Origin of the sequence: Cohnella nanjingensis, from assembly GCF_014212125.1 — a bacterium.
GTDB classification, from domain to species: Bacteria; Bacillota; Bacilli; order Paenibacillales; family Paenibacillaceae; genus Cohnella; species Cohnella nanjingensis.
On record NZ_JACJVP010000025.1, the window covers coordinates 39,934 to 65,036 of the forward strand.

Genomic DNA, 25,103 nt, shown 5'->3' on the forward strand with positions numbered 1-25,103 from the left:
GAATGTTATGATCGGAGACGGATCAGCGGAGGAATAGGTGAAGCCTCTCCTTCCTGATCCGTGCAAAAAAAAGGTGGAGCAGCGTTGTTCGCTGCTCCACCTTTCTGCGCGTGTACGATAAAACCGCTTAAACGGCGCCCACAGACGCCCCTTTGACGAGACTGACGTAGATCCGCTCATGCTCGACGTGCTCGCCCGCGATCAGCTTGAGCAGCTGCTCGGAAGCGAGCGCTCCCCACTTGCGCTTCGAATACTCGATCGTCGCGAGGCGAGGCTGCACGTACTCGGATACCTCGATGTTGTCGAAGCCGACGAGGTGGATATCCCGGCCGATCCGCAGCCCCGTCGTCGCGATGTAGTCGTAGATCCCGATCGCCATCTCGTCGTTCAGGCAGAATACAGCGGCGGGACCGGCGAATTCCTTGGCGATGCGAACGCCCGCCTGGGCGCCGGCGGACTTGTTGAAGTCGCCTTCGATCTCGATGTATTCCAGGTCCGTCCGGCGGTCCACCGTCATCTTGACGGCTTGCATCCGCTGCTTGGCGTCGAACGAGCCCCTCGGACCCGTCACGACGTAGAGCTTGCGGTGCCCCATCTCGAGGAGATACTCCATCGCGAGCGTCGCGCCCGCCTTGTTGTCCAGCAGCACTTGATTGATATTCGGATGAGCCAAATCCCGGTCCAGGACGACCAGCTTGTGGCCGAGATCGGCGTACTTCAGCAGCTCCTCGCTGGAGAACGTCTCGTCGAGCACGATCGCCCCGTCGATCATGCGCTGCGGGAGCAGCCGATGGGACTGCTTGCCGCTGCAGACGACCAGATCGTATCCGCTCCTGTTCAGGCCTTCCTTCAAGCCCTGCAGCAGATCGCCGTAGAACGCGCCGCTGAAGTCGGTCAGGAACGCCCCGATAATCTTCGTCTCGCGCATCTTCAAATTCCTCGCCGCCGCGTTCGGAACATAGTTCAGCTCCTTGGCGATCGCCAGAATTCGGGCGGCCGTATCGTCCGTAACTTTGGGACTTCCGTTCAGCGCATAAGAGACGGTCGAGATCGAGACGCCTGCCCGTTTTGCGATATCCTTGATACTGACCACGGCACTCGTCTCCACCTTTCCCCGTGTCTTTTGTCTTCATAATATACCACAATCTGCTAATCGTGTGCGCTGCCGTCAGCGATAGATATCGATGACGTTGCCTTCGTCCGACAGCGTCCGGGCGAGCCACTCGCGGCCGATCCGCCAGCCGCCCTCGCGATAGCGGTTCGGCTCCGGAAGCGCGGGCGCTTCCGCCCCGTTCACGGTCACCCGGCCGGCTTGGCCGCCGCCGGCGCTCAGATGATAGACGAACGTGACGGGCCGGTCCATGTACCGGAATGCGAAGCGCAAGCCGTCGAGACGCGCCGGCAGCACGGGATCGACGACCAGGTCGCCGCCTGCAAGCCGGATGCCCAGGCAATTGGAGATGAGCTGATTCATATAGATGCCCGGGCCGCTGGAGTAGATCCGCCAGCCTCCTTTGACCGGCACTTTGCCCGCCCGCAGCTCTTCGAATCGTTCCTGCGCCTCGTAGCGGTCGTTGAACTGGCCGTCGGAGCTGCTGAAGTAGGCGTTGCTCTGCCGCGGCGCCGCGTTCGGCACGACGTCCCGGAGTCCGATCGGATTGATCGCCAGCAGGCCCTGCCACGCCTCGTCCGAGCGGCCCAGCTTGGCCATCGCCTCGACGTAGCGGATATGCGCGTGCACGTACTGCAGGCCGATCTCCCGGCCGAAGTTCGCCGCCTGCTCCGCGCGCTTGAAGTGCGTGCTGACCCCGCCGGCATACCGGGCCGGCCGGTTCATCAGCCGCACGCCGTCCGGACAATAGAGCCGTTCCTTGATCAGCTTGTAGTGCGCTTGCGCTTGCTCCGCCGTCAGCAGCTCGGCGATCATGCTCCGCGTCATCGGCAGCAGACGGTAATGAATGCCCGTCTTCGTATCGTCCGGATGAAGCATCGGCTCCGCCCGCTCCGGCTCCTCCATATAGAGGAACCCCGGGATCACGTCGGTCCGCAGCATGTACCGCCTGAAGTCTTCTTCGATGCCCGACGCGAGCCGCCCCAGCTCCTCCGCCATGCCGCCATCGTATTCGGCGAGCGCCGCGGATAGCTGCTTCAACGTCTGATAGGTCAAGGCGACCGTCCAGCTGCTCACCATGAATCGCTTCAGCTGCGCGTTGGCCGGCTGGAGCGTGTCGTCCCAGTCCCCGTCCCCGTACGCGGACAGATGCGTGCCGTGCAGGAAATGCGCCCGGATATACGCGATCTCCTTGCGCGCATGCCCGAGCACCGTATCGCGCGTTTCCGTCGGAACGCCCGTATGCCGGTCCGTATAGGGCACGGCGGCTTCGAGGATGCCGAAGTCCCGGGTAGCCCGCAGATAATCGCCCAGCACCTTGAGCGGCCAGACGATGATGTCGCCGTGGCTCTCCTCCTGCTGGATCTTGAAGTACCGGTCGAACATGAACCACTGCGGCCAATTCCCGGTATCCTCGTATTGATGGGCATACACCGTGAGCAGCACCTCGCGCACCGCCTCGTGCTTGTGGGTCGCGAGGAAGTACTCGACCGGGCCCTGGCAGACGTCGCGCGTCCCCCAGGCGGCCCCGCCGTACTGCTCCAAGCCGTGCGGCACGGAGTAATGGACGAGCATATTGTGGGTATACCACCAGGCCAGGGCATTGACCTTGTCCAGCTCGCCGCCCGCCTCGTCCCCGCCCAGACGGAATCCGTTCATCACCTTCTCGTAGAAACGCCGGTACCGCTCGGCTTCCGCTTCCGCCTCCCGCGGCGCCGAAGGCCACGCTTCGCCGTCCAGCGATCCTTGAACGGTCAATTGCCAAGCCGCGCTGCCCCCCAATCGGAGAACGACCAGCGAAGCGTCGCCGGGCGCGGCACCGTCCGCGAGCAGACGTTCGTCGCCGACCTCGAGGCCGGCTCCCTCCACGCGCATGCGGTAGCGCAGCTCCGGATAGACCGACGCGCTGAGCGATCGCCCGTCCGCCCGGAAGACGATCGCGTCCTCTTCGCGCTCCATGCGGAACGGCACCTCGAACTCGTTGCCGTTCATCGTCACCTGATTCGTGACGAGATAGCGGTAGGGCCTTCCGCTCTCCGAGCGGACGGTCAGCACGATCTCCGGCGAGTCGACGGTCGAGAAGTTCGTGACGACCAGCAGATCGTCCGGCAGACGATAATGCCACTTGGCATAATTGAATCCCATCTCGAACCAGGAGGGCAGCGTCAGCAGCCGATAGATTCCGTCGATCTCGACGTAGATGCGCTGCCCGGACGTCTTCATGACGTTCAGCGCGTTCCGCGCGTTCGTCAGCATCTTGTTGAAGGACGTATTGCCCAGCACCAGCTGGGCGTTAAACAGCCCGTACATGAACGAAGTCGTGGTCATCACGCGCTCGTTCATCCGGTCGTTGTTTCCCGTCATGAGGATGTGCCCGTGCGGGCGTTCGACCCGAAGCTCCTTCTCCTTCAGCACGACATGCTCGTGCGTCGGCGTGAAGAAGGACAGCAGCGTATCCCCGTCCCGTTCCTCCTGGTACCGGACCGGGAAGCGGCGATCGAGGTCTTCGGCCGTCATCGGCAGCGCGGTCAGCGGCTCGCCGATCTCGGCTCGGATCGTCGCGCGCGGGATCTCCGCCCCCTGGACGGGGCCGGCCGACTCCATCCGGCGCCAGGCTTCGGCGACCTCGCCGCCGTATTCCAGCGCCGTGACGGCCGCGGGGTGATCGGGTCTGAACAGCCCGTAGAAGACGATCCTCGCCTCGCCGTCCAGCCGGATGCGGCCGGATTGCAGCCCGGCATAGGCGAATTCATATTGATAGATCTCGTTCGCGAGCGACGCGGCCGTTAGGCTGGCCGGCTCGTTCGTCTCCTTGTAGGACAGGCCGAAGAATTGATAGCCGTCCGTAGCGTACCCGATGGCGCCCGTCAGCGCGCCTTGTTGCAGATAGGGGAACCGGCCCCCCTGCTGCGGCTGGTTCTGGCGCGAGCAGATGACGTAGCCCCACGCCGGATCTTCGAACACCGAATGTCCGATATATTGCGACATGTAGGCTTCGTTGCTGCGCACCGCGCCCTTGTCGGCCAGCCCGATATCCTGGCCGTAGAGGATATCGGCCTCCACGCCTTGCCCGTTCAGCTTCACGTCCCAGAACCAGATGCCGTCCGCAGCTAGCCGGAAGTCTACGCGGAAGGAGACGCCGTGCGCGTCTCCTTCCCACGTCATCGCGCTCCGCTCGACATAGCGGAGCCGGCTGCCCGAACGGACGCCGAGCAGCGGCACCGCGCGGATGCCGGACGGCAGGTACAGCCGCAAGTAGAGATTGTTCGGCGATCCGTCGACGGGATTGCCGGGCAGTTGGTTGATCAGCGTGTCCCCGTGCGCCGCTTCGTACAGATCGCCGCCGTTCGTGAAGAGGAATCTGCATGTCCCCGTTTCCACGCGAAGTTTGGTATCCACCGCTTCTGTCATGCTGCTCCCTCGTTTCTCGTCATTACTTGATCAATCGGAACGCCAGCCCGACCGCGTCGCGGCTGTTGGGCCCGACATAGGCCAGGAACGCTCCGGCGTCGCTGGCATGCGTACAATCGGCATGGTAGTAGCGCAGCTGCGGCTCGGTCAGTTCGAACGTCACCTGCGCCGTCTCCCCCGGCTCCAGCGAGATCTTGCGGAACGCCTTCAGCTCCTTGACCGGACGGACCACCTCGCCGGCCAGATCGCGCACGTACAACTGGACGACTTCCTCCCCCGGCGCGTCGCCTTCGTTGGTCACTTGCACCGTGACGGCCAGCGGCGTCTCGGCCGACATCTCCGCGGCCGACAGCTTCGCCTCTCCGTACGCGAAGCTCGTGTAGCCAAGGCCGTAGCCGAACGGGTACAGCGGCTCGTTCGGAATGTCGAGGTATTGCGATACGTAACGGACTTGGGCGTCGGGCGCATCCTTCGGACGGCCCGTATTGTAGGCATTGTAATAAACCGGCACCTGACCGACCGCATAGGGGAAGGACATCGTGAGCCGACCGGACGGACGGGCCGCGCCGTATAGCAGATCGGCGACCGCCGCTCCGCCCTCGCTGCCCGGGAACCAGGCTTCGAGCACCGCATCGGCTTGATCGGCGACGCCGTGCAGGTCGAGCGGCCGGCCGTTGAACAGCACGGCGGCCATCGGCTTGCCCAGCGCCTTCAGCCGCGCGACGAGGTCGAGCTGCGCCTGGGGCAGGCGAATATCCGCCCGGCTGCCCGCTTCGCCGCTCATCTCGGAGCGCTCGCCCAGCGCCAGCACGATGACGTCGGCGTCCCGCGCCGCGTCCATCGCTTCGCGCAGCTGCGCCTCCGTCGCCGCCTCGTCGACGCCGCATCCGTCGGCGACCGCGATGCGGCCGGGGTCCGCGGCTCGCGCCGCCATCCCGTCATGCAGCCGGACCGCGTCGTCCCGGGACCCGAGCCAAGACCACGGGCCGAGGATATCCCCGCTCCGCGCGAACGGACCGATCAAGGCGACGCGCTGCTCCCGCGCGAGCGGCAGCAGGCCGCCTTCGTTCTTCAGCAGGACGCAGGACTTCGCGGCCAGCTCGCGGGAGGCCCGGCGATGCGCATCGCTATAGACGACTTCGCGCTCCCGCTCCGGATCGGCGCCGCGATAGGGATTGTCGAACAACCCCAGCTTCTCCTTCAGCCGCAGAATCCGCAGCACCGCTTCGTCGACCAGCCGCTCCTCCACCTCGCCGGCCTCGATCAGCGCCTTCAGATGATGAACGTAGCAGGAAGTCATCATCTCGATATCGACGCCCGCCTGGATCGCCAAGCGGGCGGCTTCGGCTTCGTCCGCGGCGACGCCGTGCGGGATCAGCTCCTTCAACGCGCCCCAGTCCGAGATCAGAACGCCGTCGAAACCCCATTCCTCCCGGAGCAGCTTTCTCATAAGCCGCCTGTTCCCGGTAGCCGGGATGCCGTCTACCGTATTGAAGGCGGTCATGACCATCTCGCAGCCTTCATCCAGCGCCGCTTTGTAGCCGGGCAGGTAAAATTCCCGCAGCTGCCGCTCGGACAAGTCCACCGTATTGTAGTCCCGTCCCGCCTCGGCCGCGCCATACGCGGCGAAGTGCTTCACGCAGGCCGCTACCCGGTCCGTCTCGCGCGCCAGATCCTGTCCTTGGAAGCCCCGGACGAACGCGCGGGCGAATTCGGCGTTCAGATACGGATCCTCTCCCGTCGACTCCATGACTCTGCCCCAGCGGGGATCCCGCACGAGGTCGACCATCGGCGCGAAGGTGACGTGAACGCCCGCCGCAGCCGCTTCCTTGGCCGCGATCCGGGCGCTCTCTTCCGCGCCCGCCAAGTCCCAGGAGCAGCCGATCCCGAGCGGCACCGGGAAGATCGTCCGGTAGCCGTGGACGATGTCCGCCATGACGAGGAGCGGAATGCCGAGCCGATTGCTCTTCAGATGGGCGTCCTGCACGGCGATCACCTGCGCGGCGCCCGTCAGTCCGAGGACGGAACCGCTATTGCGCACATGCGCTTCCGCCAGGCCCAGACCTTCGAGCGGGCCGGTAATTTGCCCCTCGTCCTCCGCGCCCCGGAAGAAGGGCGCCGCCAGCTGAAGGAGCTGCGCGACCTTCTCTTCCAACGTCATTCGGCGAAGCAGGTCATTCAACCGGTCGTCCATCGCAAGTCCCTCATTTCTTGGTGTAATCGATGCGTTATACGTATATACAGGTATTTCGAAACGTTTCTATTTTCATTCTACACGATTGTAAACAATCTAAAACCGGACGTCAATTGCTGAACGTATCCGTTTTCACCTTAATAGAAACGTTTCACGCATACAAATTATGGGTACAAAAAAAGAAGTTGAATGCGATTACAGTTTGTTCTATAATGACATCGAAACGTTTCTATAGCTTGCATTTAGGTTAATGTCTATGTCGCAGGAGGATATCCAAACGTTTCACCGATCTTCAATTTCGTTTGCCGACGGTAATCGGACGGATATTCGCAAGGGGGGTCAGCAAGCGGTTCGCAGTGATCGAATCGCTTGCCGGAAAGGAAGATTCCACGCATATCCAGCAAGTCATCTTCAAACCATAAGGGAAACTCGGGGAGGAACGCGCTATGTTCACCAACAACAAAACGAAAAAAGCCGTAACGCTGATCGCCAGCACCGCGCTGATGGCGGGCGTGCTCGCGGGATGCGGCGCTTCGAACGGAGACGGCGGCAAGGGCGGGAAAGTCACGCTGAACGTCTGGGGCATGGGCGACGAAGCGAAGTCGCTGCCGGCGATGGCGGAGAAGTTCCAAGCGGAGAACCCGAACATCACGGTCAAGATCCAAGCGATCCCGTGGGCCACGGCGCACGACAAGCTGTTAACCGCGGTCGCTTCGAAGAAAGGGCCGGACGTCGTACAGATGGGGACGACCTGGATTCCCGAATTCGCCGCAGCGGGCGCGCTGATGGACTTGTCCGGTTCGCTGGATCAATATCCTTCGCTGAAGCAGGAGAATTTCTTCGACGGCTCGCTGAACACCACCAAATACGACAATAAGATCGTAGGCGTGCCGTGGTATATCGATACGCGCGTTCTCTACTACCGGACGGATCTGCTCGCTTCGGTCGGGTACAACGAAGCTCCGAAGACGTGGGACGAGCTGAGCGACGCGGCCCAGAAGCTCGCGAAGCGCGGCAAGGGCAAGTACGGCATCACGCTGGATCCGAAGGAACAGACGCTCTCGTTCATGTTCGCCCGCCAGAACGGCTCGAAGCTGCTGGACGACCAAGGCAAGCCGCTGTTCAACCAGCCGGAATTCGTCGAAGCCGTCAAGTATTTGAACTCGTTCTATCAGAACGGCTCCGCGCCGAAGGAAGATCTCGGTCTCGATCCGGTCCAAGCGTTCAAGGGCGACGCGATCGTCCCAATGTTCATCTCCGGTCCGTGGATGGTGAAGCCGATCAACGACCAAGCGCCTGAATTGAAGGACAAATGGGCGACGGCGGTTCTGCCGAAGAAGGAGAACAACATCTCCAACCTGGGCGGCTCCAACTGGTCCGTCTTCCAGTACACCAAGGAGCAAGAAGCTTCCCTGAAGTTCATCGACTTCATGAGCAAGCCGGAGACGCAGATCGAATGGATGAAGCTGGCGAACGCCATGCCGGCCGCCAAGGCCGCTTGGGATGACCCGTTCCTGAAGGAGAACACGAATCTCGCGGTGTTCGGCGAGCAGATGAAGAACGCCGAGCCGATGCCGCTCATCAAAGCTTGGGAGGAGATCTCGCAGAATTACCTGAGCTCCTTCGAGAAGATCTTCCGCGGCGGCGCCGACATCCAGAAGACGCTGGACGAATTCAACCAGACTGCCGCAGCGAAGCTTGGCAAGTAAAAACGGCTTTTGCCGTCTTCTCGGGAGAGGGCGACACGTTTTTATCGGAGGTCATACAGAGATGGATGGGCGTAAAACTCATGCATGCTGTATGACCAAGTAAAACCGGCTTTGCCGTCTTCTAGGGAGAGGGCGATACGTTTTTAAGCAACGAAGCGCGCAGGCGCATCCCGCGTCCGGCCGAACTTCCCTTCGGCCGGACAACGGATCATTTACTTAGGCGCACGAAGGATGTGACACGATGAGAGGGTATGGCAACAGCAAGGCCCCTTATTTCTTTATCGCACCGACCCTTATTCTTCTCACCATTTTCTCCTTGATTCCGATCGCCGTCGCGCTCGTCATCAGCTTCACGGACATGGACCTGACCGGTCTCGCGGACTATTCCGCCATCAAGTTCATCGGATTGCGCAATTATATCGACGTCGTCTCCGATCCGATCTTCGGCAAGGCGATCCTGAACACGCTGTTCTACGTCATCATCGGCGTGCCGCTCGTCATCGCCGTCTCGCTGGCGGTCGCGCTGCTGATCAACTTGGGCAAATCCCGGCTCTACAAAGTATTTCGCGTCGTTTACTATATGCCCTCCGTCACGAACGTCGTGGCGGTCGCCGTCGTCTGGGGATATCTGTACAACCCTTCGATCGGCCTGTTCAACTACCTGCTCGGCAAGCTCCACATCGCGGGCGTTCCCTGGCTGACGGACCCCGTCATGGCCAAGATCTCGCTCATCATCCTCGCCCTGTGGCGGGGCATCGGGCTGAACATGATCATCTTCATCGCCGCGCTCCAAGGCATCCCGAAGTCGTACTACGAGGCGGCCCAGCTGGACGGGGCGAACCTGTGGCAGCAGATGACCCGGATCACGCTGCCGATGCTGCGCTACGCGATCTTCTTCGTCTCCATCACGACGATGATCGGCTGGCTCCAATTCTTCGAAGAGCCGTTCATCATGACGAACGGCGGACCGTTGGACAGCACGACGTCGGTGTCGCTGTTCATCTACCGCAACGGCTTCCAGCTCAGCCATTTCGGCTACGCCGCGGCCGGCTCGTTCGTCTTGTTCGCCGCCATCATCGCCGTGACGCTGATCCAATTCCGGATGCAGAACAAAGACACCGACCTGTAATCCCAGTCTGAATCGAGGTGAGTCCGATGCGTACGACTAACACGCAGGCGGCGCGACGGCCGAATCGCGGGACCGCGCTGCAATGGATCGTAGGCGTCATCCTGACGGTCGGAGGGATTCTCGTCGTCCTGCCGTTCGTCTGGATGATCTTCTCCGCCTTCAAGACCGAAGCGGAGGTCATGCAGATCCCCCCTACGCTGTTCCCGGAGACGTTCACGATGGACAATCTCCGGAATCTGTTCGAGAACATGAACTTCATGGTCTATCTGCGGAACACGCTGATCGTCGTGCTGTTCTCGTTCGTGGGGCTGTTCCTGAACGCCATGGCCGGCTTCGGCTTCGCGAAGTATCGGTTCAAGGGGCAGAACAAGCTGTTCCTCCTCGTCCTCGCGACGATGATGATCCCCGGCCAAGTGACGATGATCCCCGTGTACCTGATCCTGAATTACTCCCACTTGACCAACACGATGATCGGCATCGTGCTGCCGGGGCTCGTCGGCGCGTTCGGCATCTTCCTGTTCCGGCAGTTCATGTCGACCATCCCGGACGAGCTGCTGGAGGCCACGCGGCTGGACGGCGCCAGCGAATGGCGGACGTTCCTGCAGATTATCCTGCCCATCTCGAAGTCCATTCTGGCCGTCCAGGGCATCCTGACGTTCATCGCGGGCTGGAACAGCTTCCTCTGGCCGCTCATCGTCGCCAACGACGAGAAGCTGTACACGCTGTCCGTCGGATTGTCGCTGCTCAAAGGCCAGTATGCCGGCAACTACGCGCTGCAGATGGCCGGCTCCGCCTTCATGGTCATCCCGATCATCATCATCTTCGTTTTCTTCCAGCGGCACATCATCGAGAACTACTCGATCTCGGGGATGAAGTAAAAACGGCTTCGCCGTCCTCTTGAGAAGGCGATCCGTTTTTGTCGGAGATCGTTCCGAAATAAATAGACGCAAAACGAATGAATTCTGAATGATGAAGGATCCGCCGCGTCTCTTCCTCCCTGCCGAACGACGGCGCGGAGGAACTTTCCAAGAGGCCGTTCCCAAGCCCATCCGGCTTGCGGGGCGGCCTCTTCCGCGCTGCCCGGCGCCTCTCGCCCCGGCGGGCGGATGGCAATGATGCGCGTCTTCGGTTATCTTGGAGGAGGAGGGTGATCGCATGGCCAGGAGAATACTCATCGTCGAAGACGACGTTCATATCTCGAAGATTATCAAGATGAACCTGAATATCGCGGGCTACGAGACCGAGGAAGCGCACGACGGGCTGACCGGACTCGACGCCGTCCGGCAGGGCAAGCTCGATCTCGTCCTGCTGGACGCGATGATCCCCGGCCTGGACGGCTTCGCGCTCATGGAGAAGATCCGGCCGCTTGGCATCCCCGTCATCTTCCTCACCGCGAAGAACGCCGTCACCGACAAGGTGAACGGGCTGAAGCTCGGCGCCGACGACTACATGGTCAAGCCGTTCGAAGCGATCGAGCTGCTGGCGCGGATCGAGACGGTCCTCCGCCGCTACGGCAAGGAGGAGAACGTCCTCGCCTTCCAGGACGTCCAGGTGTCGCTCGACAAGCGCGAGGCGACGTTGTCCGGTTCGCCGGTAGATCTGACGCCCAAGGAATTCGACCTGCTCGTGGTGCTGCTCAAGAACAAGAACATCGCTCTCTCGCGCGAGCAGTTCCTCGACAAGGTCTGGGGCGCGGACTATTACGGCGAGACGAGAACGGTGGACATGCACATCAAGTCGCTCCGCAAAAAGCTCAACTGGCAGGAGCATATCAAGACGATCTACAAGATAGGCTACCGGTTGGAGGATTAACGATATGAAGTTCTGGCAGAAGATCTGTCTGTTCTCGATCCTCGCGTTCGTCATCGTCTTCAACGCCGCCTCCATCATGGTCATCGAACGGAACCACAGCAAGCTGCTGCAGCAGGTGATCGACAATACGCTGAGCGAGCACATGAACATCCTCTCCAGCGTGGACGCGGTCGTGCCCGTCCTCCGGATCTACGACTCCCTGGACTACGAGAAGACGGTCCTCTCCAATATCGCGAGCACCTTCGTCGCGCGGAGCGGCGACGCGACCAACTATCTGGAGATCACGAACGCCGCGCAAGGCGTCGTCTACAGCAACCTCGACTTCGCGATGCCGGACGTCCGGCCCGAATTAACCGGGTTAACGACCGACGAGACGAAGTACATCTTGCGGGATCTCGGCCATCGGACGCTGCTCTTCACGACGAACAAGAAGATCGTGAACGACAAGGACTACGTCTTCACCTATATCAAGGACGTGACCTCCCTGTATGCGGAGCGGGTGGATCAATACCAATTTTTCGTCAAGGTGGATATCGGCGCCTGCCTTCTGTACGTCCTGGCGATGTACTTCATCAGCCGGGGCTTGACCAAGCCCATCGACCATATGGTCGGCACGGCCCGGATCATCGCCAAGGGCGGTTTCTCCGAACGCGTCGCCTTGAAGTCGAAGGACGAGCTCGGCGTGCTCGCCAGCAACTTCAACGAGATGGCAGCCGTCGTGGAGGGCAAGATCAACGAGCTGGAATTGAACAACAGCGAAAAGCAGCGGTTCATCAACAACATCGCGCACGAGCTGAAGACGCCGCTGACCTCCATCATCGGCTATTCCAACTACTTGCGGTTGACCAAATACGACGAGGCGACTTTCCTCGACGGCCTGCAGGTGATCTACTCGGAGGCCAAGCGGCTGGAGGCGCTGTCGACCAAGCTGATGGACCTGATCCTGCTGCGGCGGGACGAGTTCCGATTGGCGCCGGGCCGACTGTCCGCGGTTCTGGAGGAGATGGAGCCCGCCCTGGCGATGAGAGCCAAGGAGAAGCGGATACAGGTCTTGATCTCCGCCGAAGGCGGCGAGCTCCCGATGGACGAAGACCTGATCAAGATCCTCGTCTTCAACCTGGCGGACAATGCGATCAAGGCTTCGCCCGAAGGCGGACGCATCGAGATTCGCGCTTATCGCGACGGCGGATCGGTCGTGCTCGAAGTGAGCGACGATGGGATCGGCATCGCCCCAGAGCATCTGGAGCGGATCTTTGAGCCCTTCTATATGGCGGACAAATCCAGGACCAGCAGCCGCGAAGGCGCCGGCCTCGGGCTGTCGATCTGCAAGAGCATCGCGGAGATCCACCATGCCGCGATGGAGGCGGTCAGCACGGAGAGCGCGGGGACGACGATACGCGTCATTTTCGGGGAACCGCATGAATCCCGATGGGGGGTGGAGGCATGAGAAAGGCGGCGATGGTCGAAGGCAGGAGAAAGGCAGCGATGCCCTTAGGCATGAGGACTGTAGCGATGCCCGGGGGCATGAGGACTGCAGCGATCGCCTGCTGCGCCGCGCTGATGCTGATCATGACCGGCTGCGGCGCCTTCTACCAGCCGATCGAGAAGGACACGGTCATGGTGCGCAAGATCAACAAGCAGCAGCCGAATCCGCCCGCCGCGTACGAAGGCATCCTGTCGGCTGAGGCGGTCAAGACGCTGAGCGTCAGTGCGATGGCGAAGTATCTGGACCTCCACGCGAAGAAGGAGGAGCTCTCGTTCGAGGTGCTGTCCGTCGACGCGCCGTCCATCAATCAAGCGCTGGCGAATCTGAACGGGCTGCAGGGCGACGCGAGAACGAAGATGAGCGGCGGGCCGGAGGCGGAACCGCTCATGAAGAGCCCCGTGTACTTCGTTACCATCAGCTACAAGGACCATGTCGCAGAGCGGATCACGGCGATTCTGCAGGCGGAGACGGGCGAAGTGCTCGGGATCGCCGTGAACGACTACCGGGCGAGCGTCGTTCAGGAGCCGTCCAAGCCGAGCAAGACGCAGATCAAGCAGATCGCGGACGATTATCTGCGGCAGATCGGGCATGACGTATCCAATCTCGAGATGGATGACGTTTACGCCTCCTACGGGATGATCTCCGCATTCTACTATCGGGCCAAGGGGAGCAAAAGGATCGTGGTCAACCTGCTCGTGGATATGCGGTCGCAGAAGGTCATCAGCTACATGAAGGACGAGATGGTGGGCCTGCAATTCTATAATCCGTACATGAAGTAATAAAGACGCGAAAGACGCGGACGCGCTCCGCAACGATCCGGCGCGTTCGGCGTCCATGCGGCGAAGTGCCTCGATGAGGGAGTCCTAGACTCCCTCTTTGGCGTTAATGCGGTGAAGTGCCTCAAAGAGGGAGTCCTGGACTCCCTCTTTGGCGTCCATGCGGCGAAAACGCGCAATGTGATGTACTGGGTACATCACATTCGCCCTGCTTCGGCGATGTCGCGCCATGTGACGTACTGGGTACGTCTCTTTAGCCCTGCTGCGGCGATGTCACGCCATGTGACGTACTGGACACGTCTCTTTTGGCCCTCCTGCGGCGATGTCGCGCCATGTGACGTACTGGGTACGTCTCTTTGGCCCCGACGCGGCGGTGTCACGCCATGTATCGTACTGGGTACGTCTCTTTGGCCCTCCTGTGTCGATGTCGCGCCATGTGTCGTACTGGATACGTCTCTTTGGCCCTGCTTCGGCGATGTCGCGCCATGTATCGTACGGGGTACGTCTCTTTGGCCCTGACGCGGCGAAAAAGCTCGCTGTCTCCTCTTCCACTTCCTCTTTTTCCACTTCCACTCCGCTTCCTCTTCTACTTTCACTTCCACTCCCCCTGCGTCTCTCACCCCCCCCACTTCTCCTCAGCCTTCCGCCCCTTCGCTCCCCCACCTTTTACAACTTCGTTACAACTCGATCGTACTTCCTATATATCCTTATCCTACACTTGAATCTATCAATACGATTCGAAGATAAGGAGTCCTTGCCTTGCCAACACGCATTCGCGCTCTCATCGGCCTCATGGCCCTCTCTCTTAGTCTAACCGCCTGTACTCATCTGCTAGAGACCCGTGCGGCCGCGAACGTGCCGTCGCCCTCTTCTTCCGGTCAAGCGATCCCTATCACCCCGTCCACGCCGCCCATCTCGTCGGATGACCCTGCGTCAGACCCATCCATTCAAATCCTCGTGAACAAGCAGAAGAGCCTCGACGCCGACTACGCCCCCGAAGATCTCGTGCGGGTCGACGTTCCGACCGTGCTGAAGAGCGAGGAAGTTAATCAGCTGCGTAAGGAAGCGGCCGACGCGCTCAAGGCGCTGTTCGCCGGAGCGGAGACCGCCGGTTTCAAGCTGTACGCCCGCTCGGGGTACCGGTCGTACAAGACGCAGACCGCGCTCTTCGCGGGCTACGTGAAAAACCACGGCGAGAAGGAAGCGAACCGCTTTAGCGCCAGGGCGGGACAGAGCGAGCATCAGACCGGCCTGGCCATGGATATCACGAGCGACAGCGTCTCGCTCCAGCTATCCGAAGACTTCGGGGATACCGAAGAAGGCCAATGGGTGCGCGAGCACGCCCCAGAGTACGGATTCATCGTTCGCTATCCGAAGGGTAAAGAAGACATCACGGGATACATGTACGAGCCCTGGCACTTGCGCTACCTCGGCACGAAGTTGGCGGCCGACGTCGCGCGGAGCGGCCTGACCTATGACGAATACGCCGCCAAGGCCGCGGACGGAGGGAATCCGTCATGAGCGCACGTAGAAGAAGCCGAAAAGGCCGGCGCGTCGCCATCGTTCTATTTCTGGCGGCCGTCTGCGCCGGATGGGCCGTATTCGCCTGGAACGAGGGCTTAGGAGACGCCTCCCCCGACGCGAAGCATCCGCTCGCGCCGCCGCCTTCCTCCTCCTCGGCTGGCGAGGGCTACACGGAGATCACGTTGGCGGCCGCGGGCGACATCATGTTCCACGACACCGAATTGAAGAGCGGCTACGACAAGACGACCAAGCGTTACGACTTCCGTTCGTTCTTCGCCGACGTGAAGCCGATCCTGAGCGCGGCGGACGTCGCGATCGCCAACTTCGAGACGACGACGGGCGGCCTGGATGCGATGCCGTACATGGGCTATCCGCGCTTCAACTCGCCCGACGAGACGATCGACGCGGTCCGCGACGCCGGGTTCGACGTGCTGACGACCGCGAACAATCATGCCCTGGACACCGGGAGCCAAGGGATCGTCCGCACGCTGGAGCAGATTCACAAGCGCGGCATCGACACGGTCGGTACCTACGCCAAGCGGCCGGATACGCGCGTGTTGATGAAGGACGTTCAAGGCATCAAGCTCGCCTTCCTCTCCTACACCGAGAGCACGAACGGCCTGGAGAACGCCCTGACGCCGGAGGAGCTCGATACGATGATCAACGTAGTCGACGAGCGCAAGATCAAGGAAGATATCGCTTACGCCAAAGCCCAGAAGGCGGACCTCATCATCGCCGTCATGCACTGGGGCAACGAATACGAGCGGGAACCTGCCGCCAAGCAGCAGAATCTCGCCAAGCAGCTCGTCGGCGAAGGCGTCGATCTCATCCTCGGCAGCCATCCGCACGTCATTCAGAAGTCCGAGCGCCTGTCGGCGGGCGGCCGTGAAGGCTTCGTCATTTACTCCATGGGGAACTTCATCTCCAATCAGCGTCTCGAGACGCTGGACAACGCGTATACCGAAGACGGCATCATCCTGAGCTTCCGCATCCGGAAAAACAAAGCCACGAACGAAACGTCCATCCGGAATGTCGACTACGTGCCGACTTGGGTGTACAGAGACAAGGAGCAAGGCCGAAGCACTTATACGTACAAGATTCTGCCGATCATGGACTTCATCGAGGACGGCGAGCTCTCCGCGGCCTTTAAGCAACGGATGCAGCGGTCTTACCAGGATACGATGGCGCAAATGGATGGGAGTTCCCGCGATGAACAATAAATGGCCCCAAGCCCCCACGTACCGCTCCCGTCCCCGAATCCGTTCCCGCCGTCTCCTCTTCCTCCTCGGGGCGGTCGCGCTCGTCGCGTTGATCTGGTCCTTCTCCAACCGCGCGCTGCCGACCTCGTCGGGCAGCGAGTCCCGGGCCTTGCTGCCGGGGGTCTCGGCGGGTCAGCCTGACGGTTCGGCCGCACCGCCCGCCGGAACTGGCCGTTACAAGATCGTCGTCGACGCCGGCCACGGCGGCTTCGATCCCGGCGCGGACGGAGCCAGCGGCGACGAAGAGAAGGACTTCACCTTGTCCTTGGCGACAAAGGTAGCCGACCTGCTCCGCCAGGAGCCGGACATGTTCGAGGTCCACATGACCCGCACGGACGACACGTACATCGAGTTGGAAAACCGCTCGGGGATGGCCAACGCGATGGGGGCGGATGCCTTCATCTCCATTCACGGCAATACGTTCGTCGAAGACCCGAAGGTGTCCGGGACGGAGAGCTACTATTACGACAGCGGGAGCCAAGCGCTGGCCCAAGCCATCCACGGGCCCCTGCTGGAGGCGCTCGGCTTCCGCGACCGAGGCGTCAAGAAGGAAGGCTGGAAGGTGCTCACGACCAGCCAAGTGCCTGCGACCCTGCTGGAGATCGGCTTCCTGACGAATCCGGCCGAGGAGGCGAAGCTGCTGGAGCCGGAGACGCAGGATCGCGCCGCCCAGGCCATCGTGAACGGGTTAAAGCAGTATCTCCAAAAGGCCGACGTGCAGCAATAGTTCCGAAGCTCAGGCCCCAAGATCCAGGCTTGGGCCAAAGGCGCGGTAGCCGCGGGCCACGCGGACGGCATCGTGAAAGGTCGGGAAGGCAACAAGTTCGACCCGAACGCCACGGCGACGAGTGCCGAGGCGGTCGTCATGAACATGCTCCAATCCTTAAATAAGGGGATGTTCACCGGTCCATCGCGCGACTTTCGCCCCCTTCTATTAAGACTATTTTTTACTATCTCGACGATTTACCCCCCCATTCGGGGGATTTTTTTTGACTTTTCATAGGTTTAAAGTAGGGGGATGTAGAACGGAATTTGTCGCCTGATGTCGCGTTTGCCGGATGTCGACGAACGGAAACGAAGGACGTTCTGTAAGATTCATATTTTAATAAAAGGAGACATAGGACAACCATGTGGAAACGATGGAAAATCGCATGCAGCTTGTTGCTGACCTTGTTGCTCGCGCTCAATATGGCGCAGCTCGCGGCGGCCGAGCCCACCCCGGGCGGGAACTCGGTGGCGGGTCATTTGATTGCATTCGAAGAGGGTTTCAACGATCTGGATGACGGGTGCAGCAAGCCCATTCCCCTGCCTGAAGATTTCAATTTTTTATTTTTCGGAAAAAAACAAACGGAGTTCAAGGTATCTTCGAACGGTCTTCTCTATTTGGGAGCCGGAATGGCAAACGATTATTCTTGCTTGATGTATAAGAATGGAAATGGCGATTATTATAACAGAGCCTTTTCCGACCTTGCCGACGTCTCGGACTTCGCCAACCCGAACATTGTCGCTCCCTTTTGGGACGACTTGGAATTAACCGAATCCTCCTTTGTCTACTATCAGGTAGTCGGCGAGAAGCCGAACCGGAGATTGATCGTTCAATGGACAGATATCAAGCCGCTCGGGGCTGACGCCCTCTTGGGCACGTTCCAAGCGATTCTGCAGGAAGGCACGAATCAAATCCAGTTCCAGTACCCGAATCTTGCAGACGGCGAGCTTGCTTCCGGCAGCGAAGCGACGATCGGCATCATGAGCTCGAACATCGGCTTCACCCAGTATGGCTACAATGAGGTCAAATTAAGTGCCGGCAAAGCGATCCGCTTTACCCCGAAAGACGCAAATAACGACTATGCATTAGACGATACGGTTCCGTTGGACAACGTACTCGTGATCCCTTCGGAGGAGGGGCCCCAAAAACCCGGCGGACTTCTTGCGACACCGGATTCCTACAAGAGCCTAACCTTAAGTTGGGCTGCATCCCCCGATGCGAATTACTATAAGGTCATGCTAAAGCCCCGCAATGAAAACTCGGGCTGGGACAGCATTCGAATTACGAAAGGTGAAGAAGACGCAGACGTTCCGACTTCCATTCAGCTGACCATGGATGACCTGGATTACGGAGCGACCTATGATTGGAAGGTCGTAGCCTTCAATGAATTGGGATACACCTCTTCCGAAATCGGGCAGTTCACCACCGCCCCAGGGCCGGCTTGGCTAAGCCGACTGGACTTGACGGGAGCGCAGCTGCACCACGCGTTCGACCCGAAATTGACGGAATTGGAAGGCGTTTCCGACCTGAACGCTGACTCCTTTTCCATTTCCTTGACGCCCGCTTATCCGGATGCTCAGGTGTCTATCGAACGATGGAACGAAGAGGATGAAAACTTCGAGACAGTTCATACGGACAAACCGATTTCGCTGGTCGATGGCTTCAATGCTTTTAGGATTGTCGTCCAACTGGAATCCGATGACGAAGAATCTTACTACCAGGAATATAGACTTCGCATCTTGAAGCCCACATTGGATGAGGAGCCGCGGCTCGGGAACCTGCATGTCAGCCTGGGAACGCTGACGCCCGTCTTTCATCCAAATCAGGACACCTATTACGCCAACTTGGATTTCTCGGAGCACGATATCGAAATCAAGTCGGTCGCGGCGAATGTGTATCAGACAATCAGCGTGACAGGTGCAACGTATGACGAGCAAACGCAGTCGTATTGGGCGCGAGATCTGCCCGTCGGCCGTACGGAAGTCACGTTGAATGTCCGGTCCAAAGACCAAGATCACAATTCTTCCTACACGATCTACGTGAACCGCGGGCCCGTGAGCACCGATGCCGATCTGTCCGGCTTGACGCTGTCTCAAGGGTCCTTAAGCCCGTCCTTTGCCGTGGGAACTCATGACTACACCTCGACAGTGGACTACGACGTCGCTCGCTTGACCGTTACGCCGACGGCGGCGAACGGCTATGCAACCATCGCGGTCAACGGCCAGCGCGTGGGCAACAGTCAGGCCGGCCAGGAGATCGCTCTCCATGTAGGTACTAACGAGATTACGATCGTCGTGACGGCGCAGGATGGCCAGACGACGCAAACCTACAATGTGCTCGTCAATCGTAAAAATCAGGAGTCTCAGCCGGGTGGCGGCGATACCGGCGGCGGAGATAAACCAGGCGGTGGCGGTAACGGCGGCGGCTCGGATAAAACCTCGCCCAAGCCGGTCTCGACCACCGACGGCAAGCTGACCCTGGCAGCGGGTGCCGCAGGCGACACGCGCCTATCCGATGAGATCGTCGTCTCCATCCCGGAGGGCGCGACAGGACAAGAACTGAAGCTCACCGTCCAAAAGCTGCAGGACGCCTCGAATCTGCTGAATCACGGCGAGGTACTGGCAAGTCCGGTATTCGAGCTGCTCAAGAACTTTACGGAAAACTTCAAGAAGCCGGTAACGTTGACCTTCAAATTCGACGCTTCCAAAATTCAAAAGGGTCAACATGCGGCGATCTTCTACTACGACGAATCGAAACAAGTGTGGGTCGAAGTCGGCGGTCAAGTTAGCGGCAGCACGATTACGGCGCAAGTCGACCATTTCACCAAGTTCGCCGTCCTGGCGACAGGACAAGCATCGGAAGCCGGCACGGACGAGCCTTCCTACGCCGACATTGCCGGACATTGGGCGCAGGAGCAGATTAAGCAAGCGGTGAAGAACGGGATCGTCAAAGGCTATACGGACGGAACGTTCAAACCGAATGCGACGATCACCCGCGCCGAATTCGCCGTCATGCTGGCGAATGCCTTGAAGCTGGACGGAGAAGACACCTCGCTGTCGAGCTTCAAGGATGAGTCGAAGATCGCCGCATGGGCGAAGACAGCCGTCGCCCGGTCCGTGAAAGCCGGGATCATCACCGGCTACGACGACAAGAGCTTCCGGCCGGCGGCGAACATCTCTCGTGCCGAACTGGCGGTCATGATCGCCAGAGCCAACGGATCGGCCGGCACGTCTGCAACCGAAACAAGCTTCGCGGACGACGCCAAGATTCCGGCATGGGCCAAGGGCGCGGTAGCCGCGGTTCATGCGGCCGGCATCGTGAAGGGTCGGGAAGGGAATAAGTTTGACCCGACTGCCACGGCGACAAGAGCGGAAGCGGTCGTGATGATCATGAACATGCTGCAATCGAAGAAATAAGCGATTAGGCGGCAGGCGGTCTTCGGTCCGCCAAACAAAGGGGCGGCGCCAGGGAGTTCATCCCTGCGCCGCCCTTTTTCATGCGCAAATAAAGAGGCCGTCTCGCCGATCCGTCGTGCAACCTTGGCGAGACAGCCCCTTCGTGGCGTGGAGTTGCGCCGGACCGTCGAGCTGCGCTGCCGCTTTATGTACGTTCTCGATAGATCCCCATGAGCAGCAGATCCGTCACGTTAAGTCTACAAACTCAAAAAATTTGGTGTCCTATTGCCATTAAAATAAACCTCTGCGAATCAAGTTCGCGGTGATGGGCGCCTTACCCAGTTCCCGTGACCAAACCGACAATTGGCCTTCATGGTGGATTTCATGGGCAATCAGATGGCGCATGATTTCACCGTATTTGAAGCTTTCCGGTTCTCCATCCGTGATCGTGGTCAAGACTCTCGACTCCAAATGGCTGTTCCATGAGGAGATGAAGGATTTCACTTCATCATGGAATCGGTCGGAGAGTGCCTGTACGTTTTGCAAAGCGGCGTATTCCTCAAAAGGATAGTGATACTCCGGTTTCTCTTCCATTTCGCATATCCAGTTGTACTCGACCGTAACCACATGAAAAAGGGTATACAAAATACCGCCGATCCCGCCCGTGTGTTTTTTCAACACTCTTCCTCGGGGACTGCTTGGCACCACGCGAACCAATCACTCCGAACTTGCCAGTTGTACTCGAACAACTTCAGCATCTTCTCCTGCCTCCTTTAACTTAACGAGCTCATCTCGCTACGCTTGACCTTAACATGATGTGATGGAGTAGAATTTTGTTACTAGACCATGAAGGGGCGGTTTTTTATTCATATCAGTGAATTGTCCCACAAGACGGGAGTAAGTCTTCGTTCCCTGCGATATTATGAAGAAAAAGAACTATTGAACCCTGCTCGTTTGGAAAACGGCTATCGGGAATATGGTGAATCCGATATTGAAAAAGTCAGAATCATCCAACTCTATTTTAGTCTTGGTCTCACGGTTAATGAAATAAACGATTTCTTTCACTGTACGTTTAGTCAGAAAATTCAACGTCAATGCTTGCCGATGGCTATAGATGTCGGCGAAAGGAAGCTTGACGAGATCAAAAAACAAATCGAGAGCTTAAGAAAAGCCGAATCTCTCTTGGAAGATAATCTATCAAGCTGGAGAGAGATCTTGCGCAAAGGAGACGGACAAAATGAACAATAAAACGAAACAAGTATCCTCCCGAATCGCTTTAGTCACAGGAGCCAACCGTGGTATTGGAAGGGAAATCGCCTATCAGTTGGCTTTGAAAGGGCTGCACGTATTAATCGGTTGCCGGGATGAAGATAAAGGGCGAAATACGGTTGAAGAATTGCGTCGAGAAGGCCTAGCAGTCGAGCTGCAAATCGTCGACGTGAATGATATTGAAAGTGTCAGAATGATGGCAGAGACATTAAATCGACAATACGGTCGTCTGGATGTATTGGTCAATAATGCCGGAATTCTGCGCGATCACGGAGTTTCTGTGTTGGATGTGGAAGAGTCTGTGATCAAAGAGACATTGGAGACGAATTATTTTGGGGCGTTAAGAATGATTCAAGCCGCCATTCCTTTGATGAAAGAACACAAATACGGGCGTATCGTCAATCTCTCATCCGGATTGGGTGCTTTTGAGGTTATGCAGCGACAGGGATTCTTAGGTCTTAACGGCTCAACCTCATCTTATCGCATCTCTAAAACCATGCTCAATGCCTTGACGTGTTTAGTCGCGCAAGATGTGGCTGAAATGGGCATCAAAGTGAACGCCGCTTGTCCTGGCAGAGTTCAAACGGAAATGGGAAGATCAACCGCGACTGCTTCCCAAACCATGGCGGAAGGCCTGCCTGCTCCGGTGACGGTTGCGGAAGGCGCAGATACGGCTGTCTGGTTGGCAACGCTGGATGATGAAGGTCCCAACGGCAGATTCTTTCGGGAACGCAGGCTTGCCGCATGGTAAAGACTACGCCTGTTCACAATCGCTTCCCAAGATGTCGTGCAACACCCATGAAATAGATGTAGGTGACTCAAAAGGAAGCATCTATCTTCGAACAGTAGGATAAGTTCGTTTTGGTTTTTAATTTCACAAATATTTATATATTTTAGAATTTTATTTTACAACCAATCACCTCCTCTCTTATAATGAAAGGACAAGAGAAAGCGGGTGGAATGCATGGCATACTATATCGGGATCGACGGCGGCGGCACGAAGACCGAGGCGGCAATCTACGGCGCGAACGCCGAATGGCTTCTGCCTCCGCTCGTTGGCGGCCCGACCAACCCTTATGCGAACGGACGCGAGAACGCGTTGAGCGAATTGATCGGCCTCTTGGATCGTATCCATGGACATCCCGGCCTTGCAGGAGCGGATTGCGCAGGCGTGTGTCTCGGCATCGCAGGCATCGCTACGCCCGAAGAGCGGTCTTGGCTGACCGCGAGCCTTCAGCAATATCAGCAGCAGCGCGGGCGGGCGTTCCCGGCGGCCATCCGCAGCGAGATGGAGATCTCGCTCATGGCGGCGCTGGATCGGCCCGTCGGGATCGTCGCGATCTCGGGCACAGGGTCGATCACGGCAGGCTATACCGAGGACGGCCGCACGTTCCGCGCCGGCGGATGGGGGCACCTGCTGGGAGACGAGGGCAGCGGCTACCGCATCGGCCTGCTGACGCTTCAGGCCGCCATGCGCAGCCATGACCGCGTCTATCCGCCGACCGCGATCACGGAGGCGGTGAAGCGGAAGCTGAGCCTGAGCGAGATCACCGGGCTCAAGTCCTACATCTATCAAGCCGATATCTCGAAGCGCGATATCGCCGCCTTCGCGGAGCTCTGCATCGAGGCCTGCGCGGCGGGGGACGCGATCGCCTCCGAGATCCTCCGCGGCCAAGCGACCGAGCTCGCCGATACGACGGCCGCCCTGATGCGGCAGGAGCCGGCGTTCGGCAGCGCGGACGTCGTCACCATCGGCTCCATCTTCCGGCACGGACGGCTGTTCAGAGCCCAATACCTCCGGAGACTGTCAGGCCTATTCCCCCATCTGCGGTTCCACGAGCCGACCCGCAGTCCGGCGGAAGGCGCGGCGCTGCTGGCGCGGGACATGTTTTCGCCGCACCCTCCGATCGTGTGAGGATCGGCTGGTGCGGCGAGCGTTCGCTTGCGCGCGTATAGATTGGAATGGCTGCAGAGCTGCGAATCGTACGAGCGCGCGTGCCGTAACGATAAAAAGTATCGTTACAGCTGCCCCGAGGGCGCCATCCTGTGCTGTAACGATAAAAAGTATCGTTACAGCTGCCCCCAGGGCGCCATCCTGTGCTGTAACGATAAAAAGTATCGTTACAGCTGGCCCGAGGGCGCCATCCTGTGCTGTAACGATAAAAAGTATCGTTACAGCTGCCCCGAGGGCGCCATCCTGTGCCGTAACGATAAAAAGTATCGTTACGGCTGCCCCGAGGGCGCCTTCCTGTGCCGTAACGATAAAAAGTATCGTTACGGTAGCCCCCGGTTCCACCTCGATCCTCCGTTATCGTGACGCGATCAGCTTTTCCCCTTCAACACTTGAACCGCCTCGCGGCTCATCTCCAGATACTTGACGGACTGCTCGTAATCCTTGCTGGCCATGCCCAGATAAAGAATATCGATCACGTTCAGCTGCGTGATCCGGGAAGACGTGGCGCCGACGCGGATCTCGTTCTCCGTGGACGTCATATACAGCGGAATATCCGCCAGCGCGCTGACCGGGGTATGGCCGTACTTGGTGATGCTGATCGTCGCGGTCCCCTTCTCTCGGGCCAGCTTGAGGCTGGAGACGACGTTCTGCGTCTCGCCCGAATAAGAGATCCCGACCGCCACGTCGCGCGGGGTCAGCGTCGCAGCCGAGCTCATCTGGAGGTGGGTATCCGTGAAGGCGAAGCTCGTCTTGTTGATCCGCATGAACTTGTGCTGCGCGTCCTGCGCGACGAGGTTCGAAGCCCCTACGCCGTAGAAGAAGATCCGCTCCGCCCGATAGAGCGCATCGATCGCCTTCGTGATCATGGCTACGTCCAGAATCTTGAGCGTGTCCCGAATCGACTGAATATTGTTATTCGAGACGTGCTGCACGATCGAAGCGATCGAATCCTGCGGCTGAATCTCTTGATAGCCGTAGCCGACCCCTTCCTGCAGGTCGCCCGCCACCTTCAGCATCAGCTCCTGGTAACCCTTGAACCCCATCGACTTGCACAGCCGGATGACCGCAGCCTGGCTGCCGCCGCTCTGATCGGCCAATTGGGCGACGGACAGTCCGATCATGCTCTGCGGGTGTTCCAGAATGAATTTGGCCACCTTCCGTTCCGAAGGGGTTAATTGGTCCAGCACTTCTCTCAGCCTGACAAGGCCACCGTTCATCACTTCGAACCTCCACACCGATTCCGTATCCGTTATAAGTTCTATTCCGTTCCGTCTGTCACGATCTAAATGAATGTCAACCCTATTATAC

At 59.2% G+C, this 25,103-nt stretch carries 19 protein-coding genes; 14 read left to right on the forward strand and 5 right to left on the reverse strand.

The window, feature by feature from the left end:
- Positions 1-127 precede the first annotated feature (127 nt).
- The 3 genes from H7C19_RS15620 to bglX all read right to left on the reverse strand — a co-directional run bounded on the left by H7C19_RS15620 (position 128) and on the right by bglX (position 6,716).
- Entirely contained in the window at positions 128-1,093 is a 966-nt protein-coding gene (locus H7C19_RS15620) for a LacI family DNA-binding transcriptional regulator (protein ID WP_185143592.1), read from the reverse strand.
- Positions 1,094-1,168: 75 nt separating this feature from the next.
- Positions 1,169-4,522 carry a GH36-type glycosyl hydrolase domain-containing protein gene (locus H7C19_RS15625; RefSeq protein ID WP_185143593.1) on the reverse strand — a complete coding sequence of 1,118 codons (3,354 nt, stop codon included), beginning with the start codon at positions 4,520-4,522 and terminating at the stop codon, positions 1,169-1,171.
- A 22-nt stretch (positions 4,523-4,544) separates the two neighbouring features.
- Positions 4,545-6,716, reverse strand: a complete 2,172-nt coding sequence (gene bglX / locus H7C19_RS15630) for a beta-glucosidase BglX (protein WP_185143594.1) — start codon at positions 6,714-6,716, stop codon at positions 4,545-4,547.
- A 446-nt stretch (positions 6,717-7,162) separates the two neighbouring features.
- Here bglX and H7C19_RS15635 point away from each other — a divergent pair, with 446 nt between their 5' ends.
- From H7C19_RS15635 to H7C19_RS15685, 11 genes are all read left to right on the forward strand, one after another.
- Positions 7,163-8,425 (forward strand): sugar ABC transporter substrate-binding protein, encoded by a 1,263-nt coding sequence (locus H7C19_RS15635; protein ID WP_185143595.1) that lies wholly within the window; start codon positions 7,163-7,165, stop codon positions 8,423-8,425.
- Positions 8,426-8,666: 241 nt separating this feature from the next.
- Positions 8,667-9,554 carry a carbohydrate ABC transporter permease gene (locus tag H7C19_RS15640; protein WP_185143596.1) on the forward strand — a complete coding sequence of 296 codons (888 nt, stop codon included), beginning with the start codon at positions 8,667-8,669 and terminating at the stop codon, positions 9,552-9,554.
- Between the two features lie 26 nt (positions 9,555-9,580).
- The gene (locus H7C19_RS15645) at positions 9,581-10,432 is read left to right on the forward strand and encodes a carbohydrate ABC transporter permease (RefSeq protein WP_185143597.1); all 852 of its coding nucleotides are present in this window, start codon (positions 9,581-9,583) and stop codon (positions 10,430-10,432) included.
- 277 nt (positions 10,433-10,709) lie between these two features.
- On the forward strand, positions 10,710-11,366 hold the full coding sequence (locus tag H7C19_RS15650) for a response regulator transcription factor (RefSeq protein WP_185143598.1): 657 nt from the start codon (positions 10,710-10,712) through the stop codon (positions 11,364-11,366).
- A gap of 4 nt (positions 11,367-11,370) precedes the next feature.
- Entirely contained in the window at positions 11,371-12,813 is a 1,443-nt protein-coding gene (locus tag H7C19_RS15655) for a HAMP domain-containing sensor histidine kinase (protein ID WP_185143599.1), read from the forward strand.
- Positions 12,810-13,631: a hypothetical protein gene (locus H7C19_RS15660; protein WP_185143600.1), complete on the forward strand. Its 822-nt coding sequence runs from the start codon at positions 12,810-12,812 to the stop codon at positions 13,629-13,631. Before H7C19_RS15655 ends, H7C19_RS15660 begins: the two co-directional genes overlap by 4 nt.
- Before the next feature lie 756 nt (positions 13,632-14,387).
- Positions 14,388-15,149 carry a M15 family metallopeptidase gene (locus H7C19_RS15665; protein WP_246469538.1) on the forward strand — a complete coding sequence of 254 codons (762 nt, stop codon included), beginning with the start codon at positions 14,388-14,390 and terminating at the stop codon, positions 15,147-15,149.
- Entirely contained in the window at positions 15,146-16,372 is a 1,227-nt protein-coding gene (locus H7C19_RS15670) for a CapA family protein (RefSeq protein ID WP_185143601.1), read from the forward strand. The genes H7C19_RS15665 and H7C19_RS15670 overlap by 4 nt, the downstream gene beginning before the upstream one ends.
- Positions 16,362-17,138 (forward strand): N-acetylmuramoyl-L-alanine amidase family protein, encoded by a 777-nt coding sequence (locus tag H7C19_RS15675; RefSeq protein ID WP_185143602.1) that lies wholly within the window; start codon positions 16,362-16,364, stop codon positions 17,136-17,138. The genes H7C19_RS15670 and H7C19_RS15675 overlap by 11 nt, the downstream gene beginning before the upstream one ends.
- A gap of 21 nt (positions 17,139-17,159) precedes the next feature.
- Positions 17,160-17,414: an S-layer homology domain-containing protein gene (locus H7C19_RS35710; protein WP_185143747.1), complete on the forward strand. Its 255-nt coding sequence runs from the start codon at positions 17,160-17,162 to the stop codon at positions 17,412-17,414.
- A gap of 185 nt (positions 17,415-17,599) precedes the next feature.
- Positions 17,600-20,593: an S-layer homology domain-containing protein gene (locus H7C19_RS15685; protein ID WP_512698976.1), complete on the forward strand. Its 2,994-nt coding sequence runs from the start codon at positions 17,600-17,602 to the stop codon at positions 20,591-20,593.
- Between the two features lie 270 nt (positions 20,594-20,863).
- Here H7C19_RS15685 and H7C19_RS15690 read toward each other — a convergent pair whose 3' ends face one another.
- On the reverse strand, positions 20,864-21,250 hold the full coding sequence (locus tag H7C19_RS15690) for a DinB family protein (protein WP_313731689.1): 387 nt from the start codon (positions 21,248-21,250) through the stop codon (positions 20,864-20,866).
- 168 nt (positions 21,251-21,418) lie between these two features.
- Between H7C19_RS15690 and H7C19_RS15695 the strand changes: the two genes are divergently transcribed.
- From H7C19_RS15695 to H7C19_RS15705, 3 genes are all read left to right on the forward strand, one after another.
- Positions 21,419-21,820, forward strand: a complete 402-nt coding sequence (locus H7C19_RS15695; protein WP_185143604.1) for a MerR family transcriptional regulator — start codon at positions 21,419-21,421, stop codon at positions 21,818-21,820.
- A complete protein-coding gene (locus tag H7C19_RS15700) occupies positions 21,810-22,592 on the forward strand; it encodes an SDR family NAD(P)-dependent oxidoreductase (RefSeq protein WP_185143605.1) in 783 nt (260 codons plus the stop codon). The genes H7C19_RS15695 and H7C19_RS15700 overlap by 11 nt, the downstream gene beginning before the upstream one ends.
- 213 nt (positions 22,593-22,805) lie before the next feature.
- Positions 22,806-23,756: an N-acetylglucosamine kinase gene (locus tag H7C19_RS15705; protein ID WP_185143606.1), complete on the forward strand. Its 951-nt coding sequence runs from the start codon at positions 22,806-22,808 to the stop codon at positions 23,754-23,756.
- A 407-nt stretch (positions 23,757-24,163) separates the two neighbouring features.
- Here the strand turns inward: H7C19_RS15705 and H7C19_RS15710 are convergent, their stop codons facing one another.
- Entirely contained in the window at positions 24,164-25,012 is an 849-nt protein-coding gene (locus H7C19_RS15710) for a MurR/RpiR family transcriptional regulator (RefSeq protein ID WP_185143607.1), read from the reverse strand.
- Positions 25,013-25,103: the final 91 nt, after the last annotated feature.